General features: G+C 69.4%; 12 protein-coding genes. 6 read left to right on the top strand and 6 right to left on the bottom strand.

The genetic code is table 11. The annotated features are described in order from the left end of the window. Positions 1 to 20: 20 nt before the first annotated feature. Positions 21 to 995, bottom strand: a complete 975-nt coding sequence (locus AB0D85_RS08155) for an alcohol dehydrogenase catalytic domain-containing protein (RefSeq protein WP_362315445.1) — start codon at positions 993 to 995, stop codon at positions 21 to 23. Beyond that, the gene (locus AB0D85_RS08150; protein WP_362315442.1) at positions 992 to 1,207 is read right to left on the bottom strand and encodes a hypothetical protein; all 216 of its coding nucleotides are present in this window, start codon (positions 1,205 to 1,207) and stop codon (positions 992 to 994) included. Before AB0D85_RS08150 ends, AB0D85_RS08155 begins: the two co-directional genes overlap by 4 nt. 153 nt (positions 1,208 to 1,360) lie before the next feature. Here AB0D85_RS08150 and AB0D85_RS08145 point away from each other — a divergent pair, with 153 nt between their 5' ends. Next, positions 1,361 to 2,569 carry a cytochrome P450 gene (locus tag AB0D85_RS08145; RefSeq protein ID WP_362315439.1) on the top strand — a complete coding sequence of 403 codons (1,209 nt, stop codon included), beginning with the start codon at positions 1,361 to 1,363 and terminating at the stop codon, positions 2,567 to 2,569. After that, complete coding sequence (locus AB0D85_RS08140; protein WP_362315436.1) at positions 2,562 to 4,142, top strand: serine hydrolase domain-containing protein; 1,581 nt, start codon at positions 2,562 to 2,564, stop codon at positions 4,140 to 4,142. Before AB0D85_RS08145 ends, AB0D85_RS08140 begins: the two co-directional genes overlap by 8 nt. Positions 4,143 to 4,205: 63 nt before the next feature. Here the strand turns inward: AB0D85_RS08140 and ccrA are convergent, their stop codons facing one another. The 4 genes from ccrA to AB0D85_RS08120 form a co-directional block, all read right to left on the bottom strand. Then, positions 4,206 to 5,558, bottom strand: a complete 1,353-nt coding sequence (ccrA, locus tag AB0D85_RS08135) for a crotonyl-CoA carboxylase/reductase (RefSeq protein ID WP_362315433.1) — start codon at positions 5,556 to 5,558, stop codon at positions 4,206 to 4,208. Between the two features lie 242 nt (positions 5,559 to 5,800). Next, positions 5,801 to 6,889, bottom strand: coding sequence for a hypothetical protein (locus AB0D85_RS08130; RefSeq protein WP_362315430.1), 1,089 nt, complete (start codon positions 6,887 to 6,889; stop codon positions 5,801 to 5,803). A 338-nt stretch (positions 6,890 to 7,227) separates the two neighbouring features. Further along, positions 7,228 to 8,763 (bottom strand): bifunctional 3-(3-hydroxy-phenyl)propionate/3-hydroxycinnamic acid hydroxylase, encoded by a 1,536-nt coding sequence (locus tag AB0D85_RS08125; RefSeq protein ID WP_362315427.1) that lies wholly within the window; start codon positions 8,761 to 8,763, stop codon positions 7,228 to 7,230. Positions 8,764 to 8,783: 20 nt separating this feature from the next. Beyond that, positions 8,784 to 9,218, bottom strand: a complete 435-nt coding sequence (locus AB0D85_RS08120; protein ID WP_362315425.1) for a type II 3-dehydroquinate dehydratase — start codon at positions 9,216 to 9,218, stop codon at positions 8,784 to 8,786. A gap of 147 nt (positions 9,219 to 9,365) precedes the next feature. On the opposite strand from AB0D85_RS08120, the gene AB0D85_RS08115 reads away from it, so the two are divergent. From AB0D85_RS08115 to AB0D85_RS08100, 4 genes are read left to right on the top strand one after another with little or no spacing between them, the layout of a single operon-like run. Continuing rightward, on the top strand, positions 9,366 to 10,529 hold the full coding sequence (locus AB0D85_RS08115; RefSeq protein WP_362315422.1) for a DegT/DnrJ/EryC1/StrS family aminotransferase: 1,164 nt from the start codon (positions 9,366 to 9,368) through the stop codon (positions 10,527 to 10,529). Then, positions 10,529 to 11,590, top strand: a complete 1,062-nt coding sequence (locus AB0D85_RS08110; RefSeq protein WP_362315419.1) for a Gfo/Idh/MocA family oxidoreductase — start codon at positions 10,529 to 10,531, stop codon at positions 11,588 to 11,590. The genes AB0D85_RS08115 and AB0D85_RS08110 overlap by 1 nt, the downstream gene beginning before the upstream one ends. Further along, on the top strand, positions 11,575 to 12,240 hold the full coding sequence (locus AB0D85_RS08105; protein WP_362315416.1) for an HAD-IA family hydrolase: 666 nt from the start codon (positions 11,575 to 11,577) through the stop codon (positions 12,238 to 12,240). Before AB0D85_RS08110 ends, AB0D85_RS08105 begins: the two co-directional genes overlap by 16 nt. Then, the gene (locus tag AB0D85_RS08100; RefSeq protein ID WP_362315413.1) at positions 12,233 to 13,264 is read left to right on the top strand and encodes a 3-dehydroquinate synthase family protein; all 1,032 of its coding nucleotides are present in this window, start codon (positions 12,233 to 12,235) and stop codon (positions 13,262 to 13,264) included. Before AB0D85_RS08105 ends, AB0D85_RS08100 begins: the two co-directional genes overlap by 8 nt. Positions 13,265 to 13,402 lie beyond the last annotated feature (138 nt).

Below are 13,402 nucleotides of genomic sequence, written 5' to 3'. Positions count from 1 at the left end.
CTACCACCCCCTGGAGTACCTCAGGAGAGGTCGATCCAGACCTTCCCCGACGCGCTGGACGCCGCGACGAACGCCGCCTGCGCGTCCTCCAGGGGGTAGCTGTCGCTGACCACCGCGCCGAGCCGGGTCTTCGTGTCCGAGCCGAGCGCGGCGACGGTGGCGGCGAAGTCCCCCGGGTGGTCGTAGATCATGCTGCCGATGAGCGTGATCTGCCCCGCCACCACGTCACGGGGGGAGACACCGAGCGGCTCGGTGTTCATCCCGATCAGTACGGCGGTGCCATGCCGCGCGAGCCGCCGCAGGCCCTGTGCAACGACCCCGGGGGCTCCGGAGGTCTCGAAGAAGTAGGGCAGCCGGTCCCTGTCCGGGGGCAGGGGCGTCGCCCCCAGCGCACGGGCGCGGGCCAGCCGGGCCCGGTTGGGCTCCTGGACGAAGACCGTCACACCGTGCTCGACAAGGGCCTGGCACAGCAGCAGGCCCTGGGAGCCGGCACCGCTCACCAGGCAGCTCTGCCCCGCTGCGATGCCCGAGCGGCGCATTGCCGCCCGCGCCACGGTCGCGGGTTCCACGCAGACCAGGTCCTCAGGTGGCAGGCCCGGGGGGACCGGCCACACGAACGCGGCCGGCACCACCACGTACTCGCTCAGTAGTCCGGGGACGGTCAAACCGACCGCGGCCCGGCTGTCGCAGGCCGAAGTCCTTCCGGCCAGGCAGGCATCGCAGGCCAGACAGCAGTAGTCCGGTTCGATGACCACGTCCTGACCGGCCCGGGGACCGCCGACCTCGGCGCCGACCGCGACGATGCGGCCGGTTCCCTCGTGGCCGAGGATCCAGGGGAGGTACGGTACCGGTCTGCGGCCCGCGTACACCGCGAGGTCGGAGCCGCACAGCCCCGTGCCGCGCATGCGGACGAGGACATCCCCGGGGCCGCAGGACGGCTCCGGCACGGACACCACGGACAGCGCGCCGGGTCCGGTCAGCGCAACTGCCCTCAAAGCAACGCCTGCCGTCCATGGACACGGGTTCGCAGCATCATCCGAAAAGCCTGCCACACGTGACACGTGGGACGGTAGACCGTATCGGTGCGCATGTTGAACAACACCCTCTCTCCTGCCGTGAATTCGGATTTGTGCGCGCTTTCCGTGGCGTGGAGGAAGGAAAGCAGCGCCTGCCGAAGGGCATTTTCGGCTTTCCAGGCGCGATCCAATCCGGCTCCTTTCCGTTGTGCTGCCGTCGCGGACAGTGCGATACAGGGGGTGTTGAGGGGGGTTCTGAGGGGTGGTGCCGTGCTCGGCCGTTGTGGTTCGCTGGCGCCGGAAGGCACGGATTCAGTGAATTCTGCGACAGATTGACGGTCAAGATGACAGAAACGCGGCACGACCACTTTCCCATCTTCGATCTCGAGTCGATCGCCGACGAGCGCAACAAAAACCTGCCGCCCCGGCAGGTCATGATGAACGGTGCGCCGGTGTGGTTGGTGGCCCGCTACGACGAGGTGCGGGAATGCCTCGCGCACTCCGCGCTGAGCCCCGCCCCCGCGTACGCCGCGGAACACGGCCAGGAATCCCCGTTGAGCGGCCTTTTCATCGACACCGTGTTCGGCAACAACCCGCCCGAACACACCCGGCTGCGCCGCATGCTCACCAAGGAGTTCAACGCCGCCAGGGTCGAGTCGCTGCGTCCCCGGGTGCAGGAGATCCTCGACGGACTGCTGGACGAGATCGCCCCGGACGGCCACGCGGACCTGGTGCCCACCCTGTCCATCCCGCTGCCCACCCTGGTCATCTGCGATCTGCTCGGTATCCCGGCGGCCGATCGGCACGAGTTCCACCAGTGGGCCCAGGCGATGATCGCCTCCGGGTTCGACGAGTCGGCCATCGCGGCGTCCCGCGTTGCCGCACAGCAACTCTGGCACTACATCGAGCAGTTGACCGAACGTAAGCGACACGCCCCCGAAGGCGACCTGATCAGCGACCTGGTCTCCGCGAACGACGAGGACCGGCTCAGCCAGCGGGAACTGGTGGCCACCGCCCGGGTTCTGCTGGTCGCCGGCTACGAGCTGACCAGCGGCATGCTCAGCAACGCGGTGTTCGCTCTGCTGACCCACCCGCAGCAGCAGGAACTGCTGCGCCGCGATCCCGACCTGGTGGTGCGTAGCATCGACGAACTGCTGCGATACGACGGTCCCGGTATGTTCAACGTCCGGTTCGCCAACGAGGACGTGCAGATCGGACCGGCGCTGATCCGCGCCGGCGAGCAGGTGCTGATGGACTTGCAGGCGGCCAGCCGCGATCCCGCGCTGTTCGTCGATGCCGAGCGCCTCGACCTCACTCGCAACGCCACCGCGCACCTGCAGTTCGGGCACGGCATTCACTACTGCGTCGGCGCACCACTGGCCCGGCTGGAGGGGCAACTCGTGATCACCACGCTGTTGCGCCGCTTCCCGGACCTGCACCTCGGCTGTCCGGTGGAACAGGTCAGCCGCACCAAGAACAACTTCCTGAGTTCACTGGCCGGCCTCCCGGTTCGGTGGACCCCGCCATCGCAACCGGGGAACGCACATGACTGACGGTAGCCCGCAGCCGACCGAGATCGACGTGACCGCGCTGGGCGAGGCCCTGGCCCGGTACGCGCCGCTGGTGTTGCGCATCACCGCGACCCCCGGGGTGAGCATCGCGGTGACCGACCGGGCCGGCAACTCGCACGTGTCCGCCTACGGCATGGCCAACCTCGCGGACGCTACACGGATGCGGCCGGAGTCCGTGTTCCACCTCGGATCGATCTCCAAGCTCTATGTGTCCGCCGCGGTGGTGCAACTCGCCGAACGCGGCCTGCTCGATCTGCACCGACCGGTGAACCACTACCTGGACGAGTTCACCGTGCGCAACCCGCTGGGCTCCCGGGACATCACCGCCTACGACCTGCTGACCCACCAGAGCGGACTGGGCACCAGCAGTGCCTTCGACGCCACACTGGGCACGCCGGGATCACTGGCCAAGCATCTGGCAGACGGGTACGGCACGGCCGAAGGCATCGAGTACGGGCAGTCCGGCGCCCGCTGGACGGCCCCGGTCGGCGCGCGGTTCCAGTACACCACCTTCGGCATGGCCACCCTGGGCCACCTCGTCGAAGTCACCAACAAGGCCGGGTTGTCCTTCGCCGACTACGTGGCCGGCGAGATCATCGAGCCGCTGGGTATGACCGCGGCAGCCATCCCGGACCTGCCCGCGCCCGGCCATGTGCCCGCCGCGCTGCTGGACGCACGCGCCACCGGCTACGCGCGGTTCGGGCGCTGGTGTGTCCCCACCCCCGAGGTGCACACACCGCTGTACCCGGCGGGGGGCATGCTGGGCACGGCGGCGAGCCACAACCGGTTCTTGTGCTCGCTGATGCTCGGGGGCCGTCTCGACGGGAACCAGATCCTGCGCCCGGAGTCCGTGCGGGCCATGGTGACACCGCAGAACCCCGCCCAATTCCCCGGCGGTGACCACGGCATCGGACTGGGCATGGAACTGCGCCAGCTCGGTCGGCCCGACTTCTTCTTCGGCCATGCCGGGGCGTATCCGTTCGGCTGGTGGAGTTTTTCCCGGGTCTATCCCGGTCTCGGGTTCGCTGTCACCGTGCTGAGCAACGCCTGGGACATGGCGCGGTTCTTCAACCCGGTCGACCGCTCCGCGTCCGGTCTGATCACCGAGTTCGTCGCGAACTGGGTGGCCACCGGCGGCGGTTCGGCCGGCCGGTCGACGCTGGGCTGGGACGAGCAGGCCGCCTACGCGATGGGACTGCTGATGGGGGAGCGGCTGCGCGGCCTGTTCAACATCGCCGAACCGCTCGGTCCGGCGGTGACCGACCGGATGGTGGCGGGCGCGCGCCTGATCCCGGCCGAGGGATACGGCGAAACCTGGTCGGCCGACGGGTTCGCCGAGGGCGTGCGCGCGCTGGACGGGTTCGAGCCGTCGGCGGAGCGGATCCGCGCATTCCTGTCATCCCCGGAGTGCCTGGCGTCCGCGCCCGATCTGGACCTGCACGCCCTGGAGTTCGGCGCGAGTCACGCGGAGTGGCCGATGCCCATGTCGTTCTGGGCGGATCGGGTCGAGCAGAACCGCGCCCTGTACGGCCATCTCGACCAGCTTGGCTTCTGACCTCGCGTGCGCGCGACGGCGCTGACCCCCGCGCTCCGCGGGCACCCCGGACAGGGCATGACGTCATCCCTGCTGTTCGCTCGGGACCCGGAAGCGGTTGATGGCCTCGATGTGCCGGGAACGCATTTCCTCGTCGCGCACGCCCAGGCCCTCCTCGGGGGCCAGGCAGAGGACGCCGACCTTGCCCTGGTGGAGACCGCGGTGGACGTCGTAGGTGGCCTGGCCGGTGTCTTCGAGAGGGTAGACCTTGGAGAGAGTGGGGTGGATCCTGCCTTTGGCGATCAGCCGGTTGGCCTCCCAGGCCTCGCGGTAGTTGGCGAAGTGCGAGCCGATGATCCGCTTCAGCGACATCCAGAGGTAGCGGTTGTCGTAGGTGTGCTCGTAGCCGGAGGTGGAGGCACAGGTGACGATGGTCCCGCCCTTGCGGGCGACGTAGACGGAGGCGCCGAAGGTCTCCCGGCCGGGATGCTCGAAGACGATGTCGACATCCTCGCCGCCGGTCAGTTCACGGATGCGCCTGCCGAAACGCTTCCACTCACCGGGGTTCTGGGTGTGGGCGTCCTTCCAGAAGCGGTAGTCCTCGGCCGAGCGGTCGATGATCAGCTCGGCGCCCATGCTGCGGCAGACGGCGGCCTTGCGCTCGCTGGAGACGACGCAGACGGGGGTGGCGCCGCCGGCAAGCGCCAACTGGGTGGCGTAGGAACCCAGGCCGCCGGAGGCACCCCAGATCAGCACGTTGTCGCCCTGCTTCATCCGGGCACCGTTGCGGGAGACGAGCTGGCGGTAGGCGGTGGAGTTGACCAGGCCGGGAGCGGCGGCCTCCTCCCACGACAGATGGCCCGGCTTGGGCATCAGCTGGTTGGACTTGACGAGCGAGATCTCCGCGAGGCCTCCGAAGTTGGTCTCGAAGCCCCAGATGCGCTGCTCGGGGTCGAGCATGGTGTCGTTGTGACCGTCGGCGGACTCCAACTCCACCGACAGGCAGTGGGCGACGACCTCGTCACCGGGCTTCCAGGAGTTCACCCCGGGGCCCGTGCGCACTACCACCCCCGCCAAGTCGGAGCCGATGATGTGGTAGGGCAGGTCATGGCGCTTGGCCAGCGGGGACAGCCTGCCGTAGCGTTCGAGGAAGCCGAAGGTCGGCAGCGGCTCGAAGATGGCCGACCACACGGTGTTGTAGTTGACCGAGGAAGCCATGACGGCCACGAGGGCCTCGCCCGGGCCTGGTGAGGGAACCGGTACTTCCTCAAGGTGCAGCGACTTCCTCGGATCCTTCTCGGCCGAGGCCATGCCTTCGAAGATTCCGGTCTCGTCCTTCCGGATGACGATACCGCGAGCGAATTCGGGAAGACGTACACCGAGCCAGTCCTGCCGGGAAACGCCTTCGGTGAGGATTGCGCTGGTCAATTCGTTCACGTCGGGAACCCTAGAGTGGCACTGCCGTCATGTGAACCCCAGTTCCATTGGCCACTTAAGGGGGTACCCCCCTGCAATGTGGAGCGGCCCAGCCTCAATACCGGGATTCCCTCGGTGATATTGCTGACGACGGCCGCGGGGCAGACGCCCGGCCGGAGTCTCCAGCCGGGCGCCTGCCCTGGACCATCGGGTGCCGGCGACCGGACGGTTACGCCCGAGGCCGCGCCGTCATACCGTGCGGACTACTGGAACTGCTCCCAGGGGCCGATGCCGTCGGCGCGGGCGCGCAGCATGCCGTACTGGTCACCGGTGTAACCGAGTTCCGCCGACACGTACTTCCCGTTGCTCGACGAACGGATCGCATAGCCGCTGCCGGTGGGCTCGAAGGTGAACTGCTCCCAGGGGCCGATGCCGTCGGCGCGGGCGCGCAGCATGCCGTAGTCGTCGCCGCTGTAACCGAGCTCCGCGGATACGTACTTCCCGCTGTTCGACGAACGGATGGCGTAGGTGTTGGTCACGTCGTTGCGGCAGATGTCGAACTGCTCCCAGGGGCCGATGGCATCGGCGCGGGCGCGCAGCATGCCGTAGTCGTCGCCGCTGTAACCGAGCTCCGCGGACACGTACTTCCCGCTGTTCACCGAGTGGATTGAGGTGCCGGTGGTGACGCAGTCGGTCTCGTTCGGCTCCGCCGCCCCGAGGTCGTCGGCCAGGTAGCTGTCGTACGCCTGCAGTGTGTCCACGGCCTGGCCGAGCGTGGGGGTGCTGGACACCGGGACGGTGTTCCAGGTCAGCTCCCGCTGGTGTCCGTGCCGCCAGCCACGGGTGTGGACGGCGTCGGTGCGGGCGTTGTCACTGTTGGGATCCTTCGCGTCGACGTTCTGGCCGCTGTCCAGGTAGGACTGCAGGGCGTAGGCGCCCCAGTCCTCCCTGTTGCCCCAGGAGAATGCCTGCTGGTTGCGGAGGGGGTAGGAGAGGTTCTCCATGACGACCGGACCCGCGTCGCCGCCCTCGTAGGCCATGACCTTGCGCTTCTGCGGGTTGTAGAGGACGAACTTGCTCTTGTCGCCGACCTGTTCCCACTGGCAGTACGGGTTGGTGGGGTTGTTCTGCTGCAGCCAGACCGAGTCGTCCCACTGGCTGGCGCACAGCATACGGTCGGGCCAGTTGCCGTTGACGATGAGCACCGGCGTGCTGATCGTCACGGTGGAGTCATCCGCGAAGGCGGGAGTTGACGGAAGGACAGCCAGAGAGGCCGCGGCCAGGGCGACGACCGCGGCGGCGGCACGAGTGGCCTTCAGCACCGACGAGAGTCGTTGGGTGATGCTTGGCATGAGTTGTGGGGAGTCCTCTGCTGTTGGGGCCCCGCCGCCCGTCCCGAGGGCAGGCGTGAGGGACCGATACGGACGGGATGCAACTCGCGGCCTTCGCCGCTTCCCGGGGCGAGGTGTCACGTCGGTCCACACCGACGCCGCCCCGGCTGCACGGCATGAGCACATCACTCATCCGGGCACAGGGACCAGGAAGGAGAGCCGGACGAACTACCGGAAGACCTACCGGAAGAACCCTCGGACACCGCCCTGCCGCTGCCGCGGCAGGCCGTCCCGCGGGCGATCGGCTTGGACGAATTCACCCTGCGCCGCCAGCATTACGCCATGATCACCCTCGTGGATCAGACCGTGGTGAGGCGAAGAAGATTTCGCAGTTGGTCGATGATCCCGGGTATCTGGGAGACCGTGCGGGCGGCGCCGAAAACGATGTGGTCCGGGCGGACGAGGAGGGCGCGCGCTTTGATCGACCGCAGATACGTGTAATAGGTTCCATCGGTGTCGACCGGGCCGGTGGAATCCGTGCCGGAAGGAGCGAGCACGACGATGCGGGCATTGATCGCGGCGAGGAATACGCGGTCGGATTCGCTGAGTGCCGGGACCGGGTCGACGGTGCTGAGGAGGACGAAGCCATGCCCTACGACCTCGTCGAACAGGTCGGTGACGGAGCCGACGGTGACTCGCCCCTGCGGCACCGGCTCCCCGACCGGTGAGGGGGAAGTACCGTTGAGCGCGCGCTGGAGCACACCGGTGCGGAGCGGGATCGGGGCGGGGGCGCCGGACCGGGTACCGGGCAAAAGGGTGGCATCGCGGCCGGCGGCGGCCGTTTCGTCGGTGACACAGACGATGCGCCCGAGGGCGACGGCGGTCTCAACGGTCGCCCGGACATGCGGAAGCCGTTCCTCCATGTAGGCGTCCAGCAGAGTGTCGGAGGCGACGCCGCGGAGCACCAGGTCGAGTTTCCATGCCAGGTTCACGACGTCCCGGACACCGGAGCACATCCCCTGCCCGGTGAACGGCGGCATGGAATGGGCGGCGTCGCCGGCCAGCAGCACGCGGCCGCGGCGCCATCGGTCTGCCCATGACGCCCGGAATCGGTACACGGCCTGCCGTTCCAGGGTGGCGTTGTCCGGTCGGACGTCGAAGGCCTTCAACAGGCGCCAGGCGGTTTCGGCACGGTCGAGGTCGTCGATGTCCTCCCCGGGCAACCGCATGAACTCCCACCGCCGACGGCCGGGCCCGCTGGCGACGACGGTGGTGGGGCGGACGGGGTCGCAGATCTGCATGTTGGTGGGGGAGAACGTCCGCTGTTCGGCGAGGACGACATCGCAGAGCAACCAGTCGTAGGAGAAACCGAGATCGGTGACGCCGACTCCCATCCGCCGTCGTACGGTGCTGTTGGCGCCGTCGCACCCGACGACCCAGGAGCCGACGACGGTGGCGGTTCCGTCGGCGTCGGTGTAGGTGACCTCGCCGTCCTCGGTGACATCGGTGACGGTGCAGCCCGCCCGGACCTCGATGCCGGGCAGCGAAGCGGCACGGTCGCGCAGCACGGCCTCCAGCGTGGGCTGGTGCATGGTGGTGACGTCGGGCCAGCCGTGTCGGCCGGTGTCGGCGAAGTCGACGCCGATCAGGGTACGACCCTCGGCGTTGCGCCAGTCGTAGCCGTCGGCGGCTTCGCCGATCCGGGTGAACGCCGCGCCGACGCCGACGCGGGCGAAGCAGCGCGCGGTCTCCCCGTCGAAGCTGGTGGCACGCGGCAGTTGATAGGGCCGGAGCCGGCGCTCCAGCACGACCACCCGCCGGCCGGCGTCGGCCAGGAGGAGCGCCAGGGTCTGGCCGATCGGTCCGCAGCCGACGATCACCACGTCGGTGTCCACGCTCCGGTCCGGCACCGGAGTCAGCCGGCGGCCAGGTCGAGCAGCGCCTGCGCGGCCAGCCGGTAGCCGACAGTGCCCAGCCCGAAGATCACGCCGGACGACACCGGCCCGATCACCGACACGTGCCGGAACTGTTCCCGCGCCCACACATTCGAGATGTGCACCTCGATCCAGGGGCGTGGATATGCGGCCAGTGCGTCCCGCAGGCTCCAGCCGGCCATCATCAATGCCCCCGGATTGACAATGGCACCGACCGTGTCCGGATTCTCGTTGATGGTCCGCACCAGATCGCCCTCGGAGTCGGACTGGTGCGACAGCACCTTCCAACCGCGCCCGGAAACGACCTCGGCCACCGCGTCCTCGATGTCCGCCAGCGTGTCCGTGCCGTACACCTCGGGCTCCCGGCGGCCGAGAATACCCAGGTTGGGGCCATTCAGCAGAAGTAATTCGCGCACTCGGCGAACGTATCACCAGGCTGCCCGGAAATTGTCCGGCCCGCATCGCCTAGGGGGTCGTACGGGTGTGGCTAAGGGGGCATGACGAGATGTTTTCGACCTGGTTATCGTGCGGGCCGAGGATCGTTGAAGGAGGGCTGGCGAACAATGCTGGACAATGGGCTCGACCTGAATTTTCCGGCGTGGCCGCAGTACGACGACACCGAACGCGCCGGGCTTGTCCGTGCCCTGGAGCAGGGGCAGTGGTGGCGTATCGGCGGCAGTGAGGTGGACGAGTTCGAGCGCGAGTTCGCCGACTTCCACGGTGCCCCGCACACGCTGGCCGTGACGACCGGCACGCATGCCCTGGAACTGGCACTGCAGGTGCTCGGTGTCGGCCCCGGCACGGAGGTCATCGTGCCGGCGTTCACCTTCATCTCGTCGTCGCAGGCCGCGCAGCGACTGGGGGCGGTGGCCGTCCCGGTGGACGTCGACCTGAGCACCTACTGTCTGGACCCGGCGGCGGTGGAGGCGGCGATCACGCCGCGCACCGCGGCGATCATGCCGGTGCACATGGCCGGCCAGATGTGCGACATGGACGCCCTCGGCAAGTTGTCGGCGGCCTCCGGCGTGCCGTTGCTGCACGACGCGGCGCACGCGCACGGTGGGCGGTGGCGCAACCAGGGTGTGTCGGCGCTGGGATCGATGGCGGCGTTCAGCTTCCAGAACGGCAAGCTGATGACCTCGGGCGAGGGCGGCGCGGTGACCTTCCCGGACGCCGAGCAGTACGAGACGGCGTTTCTCCGGCACAGCTGTGGTCGTCCCCGCACGGACCGCACCTACCAGCACCAGACCTCGGGCTCGAACTTCCGGATGAACGAGTTCTCCGCGAGCGTCCTGCGCGCCCAGCTGGCCCGTCTCGGCGGCCAGATCGACACCCGTGAGCGGCGCTGGCCGGTGCTGGCCGAGCAACTGGCGCGGATTCCGGGCGTGCTGCCGCAGGCCACCGACGACCGGTGCACCCGAAACCCGCACTACATGGCCATGTTCCGGGTTCCCGGCATCTCCGAGCAGCGGCGCAACGAACTGGTCGACGCGCTCGTCGCCCGCGGCCTGCCGGCCTTCGCGGCGTTCCGGGCGATCCATCGCACCAAGGCGTTCTGGGAGACCGGAGCGCCCGACGAGTCGGTCGAGGCGATCGCCCGCCGGTGCCCGAACAGCGAGGCGCTGTCCGTCGACTGCGTCTGGCTGCATCACCGGACCCTGCTCGGCGAGGAGGAGCAGATGCACGCCATCGCCGCTGTTGTCTCCGACGCCCTGGCGGCGCTGTGATGCTCCGGCTCGCGATGGTCGGCTTCGGCTGGGCGGCCCGCTCGATCTGGTTGCCGCGACTGCGACAGCAGCCGGACCTGGCGGTGACCGCGGTCGTGGACCCGGATCCGGCGGCACGCGCGGCGGCCGAGAACGACGGCGTCGCAACGGTGCTCGACCGTCACGACGACTTGTCCGCCACCGACGTCGACCTGGCGATCGTCGCGGTGCCCAACCACGCTCACTGCACGGTGGCGGCCACGTTGCTGCGCCGCGGCATCCCCGTCTTCCTGGAGAAGCCGGTCTGTCTGACCGGGACGGAGGCCGAGGAGCTGGCGTCGGCGGAGAAGGAAGGCGGCGCCGTTCTGATCGCCGGCAGCGCCGCCCGGTATCGCGTGGACGTGCTGGCACTGGGCCGGGTGGCCGCGGACATCGGCCCGATTCGGCACGTCCGCCTGGACTGGGTGCGTGCCAGCGGAGTGCCCGGCACCGGGTGGTTCACCCGACAGGAACTGTCGGGCGGCGGCGCGCTGGTCGATCTCGGCTGGCATCTTCTCGACGTGCTGCTGGCCGTGCTGGGCCCCGTGGCGTTCGACGACGTGGTGGGCACGATCGGCCGGGACTTCGTGGACCGGCGGTCGGCGCAGGCGGCCTGGAAGGACGGGGCCACCACGGGCGCGACCGCGGACGTCGAGGACACGGTGCGCGGCTTCCTGGTCACCGCCGACGGCATGTCGGTCGCGCTGCATGCGAGCTGGGCGTCCCACGCCACCCATGACCTGACGGTGATCGAGCTGCACGGGCACGCCGGCACGGCCACGTTGACCTGCACCTTCGGCTTCAGCCCGAATCGGGTCGGCGATCCGGTGCTGACCCTGACCCGGGACGGCGCGACCAGCACGGTGCCGCTCGCGGCGGAGCCCGTCGGCGCCGAGTACGACCGGCAGGTGGCCGCGCTCACCCCGCTCCTCGCGGATCCGGCGAGCAGGGGCCGGGCCATGGACGACGCGCGCTGGACGGTGCGCGTGATCGAACGGGTCTACGCGTCGGCACAGGGCAGGGCAGCATGCGCGGTGGCCTGACTCCGTTGCCCACCAAGGCGATCGTGTTCGACCTGGACGGCGTGCTGGTGGACAGCTTCGGCGTGATGCGGCAGGCGTTCACGGTGGCCTACCGCGAGGTGGTCGGTCCTGGTGAGCCGCCGTTCGCCGAGTACAGCAAGCACCTCGGACGCTTCTTCCCGGACATCATGCGGATCATGGGGTTGCCGCTGGCGATGCAGGAGCCGTTCGTGCGGGAGAGCTACCGGCTGGCCGACCAGGTCAGGATGTTCGACGGCGTGCCGGACCTGCTGCACTCGCTGCGGGCCGGCGGGTTCGGCCTGGCGGTGGCGACCGGCAAGAGCGGGCCGCGGGCCAGATCCCTGCTGGACGGGCTCGGCGTGCTGGAGCTGTTCGATCACGTGCTCGGTTCGGACGAGGTGGCGAACGCCAAACCGGCGCCGGACATCGTGTTGCGGGCGATGGAACTGCTAGGCGTCGGCCCGGACGAGACGATGATGATCGGCGACGCGGTGACCGACCTGGCCAGCGCCCGGGCCGCGGGCGTCGCGGCCGTCGCGGCGCTGTGGGGCGAGAGCGATCCGGCCGGTCTGCTGGCCGCCGAACCGGACGCGATCCTGCATGCGCCCGGTGAGCTGCTGGCGCTGTGCCGGGGTGGTTCCCTTGCGTGACGGGACGGCCGAGCGCGTCGCCGTCGACCTCGGTGACCGTTCGTACGACGTACACATCGGTCCCGGCGTGCGCTACCTGCTGCCGGACATCGTCGCCGGCACCGGCGCGCGCCGGGTGGCGGTGGTGTCGGCGCGGCCGCCGGACTGGGTGCCCGACTGCGGTCGGCCGACGTTGCGACTCGATGCCCTGGACGGTGAGCGTCACAAGACGCTCGCCGAGGTGGAGCGACTGTGCCGTCGGTTCGCCGAGTTCGGTCTGACCAGGTCGGATGTGATTGTCTCGTGCGGCGGCGGCACCACGACCGATGTGGTCGGTCTGGCCGCGGCGGTCTACCACCGCGGCACGCCCGTCATCCACCTGCCGACCTCGCTGCTGGCCCAGGTGGACGCGAGCGTCGGCGGGAAGACGGCGGTCAACCTGCCCGCCGGCAAGAACCTGGTCGGCGCGTTCTGGCAGCCGGCCGCGGTGCTGTGCGACAGCGAGTTCCTCGACACGCTGCCGCCACGGGAACTGCTCAACGGCTATGGAGAGATCGCCCGCTGCCACTTCATCGGCGCCGACGACCTGCTCGGACTGCCGCTGCCGGACCAGATCGTGGCGGGCGTGCGGTTGAAGGCGTCCCTGGTGGCGGCCGACGAACGCGACGGCGGCTTGCGCCACTTGCTCAACTACGGCCACACCCTGGGCCACGCGATCGAACGGGCGACGGACTTCGAGGTGCGCCACGGCGAGGCCGTCGCGATCGGCACGGTGTTCGCGGGCCTGCTGGCCGGCGCACTGGGACGGATCCCGCCCGATCGGGTGGCCGAGCACGAGGTCGTGGTCAGCCACTACGGCCTGCCGACCGGACTGCCGGCCGGCGTGGACGATGCCGCGCTGGTGGACCTGATGCGGCTCGACAAGAAGGCGACCGTGGGCCTGGCGTTCGTGCTGGACGGCCCGAACGGAGCGGAGCTGGTGCGAGGCGTGCCCGAACGGGCGGTCGCCGACACGCTGGCCGCGATGCCACGCGCCGAAAAGTAGTCGAAACACGGCGGCGAGTTCCGGCAGGGCATTGGCAGGTCTTTTTCAAGGCGCAGGCCGGAAGGCTTTCTGCCCCCGAGAATCGCGCCTGAGCTGTGTATTTTCACGAACAGGGGGTGTGAGGGGGGAAATGAGGGG

It is taken from the genome of Streptomyces sp. NPDC048277 (genome assembly GCF_040652235.1).
GTDB lineage: Bacteria > Actinomycetota > Actinomycetes > Streptomycetales > Streptomycetaceae > Streptomyces.
Note: the sequence above shows the minus strand (reverse complement) of the source record. Positions and strands in the feature narration are given on the sequence as shown.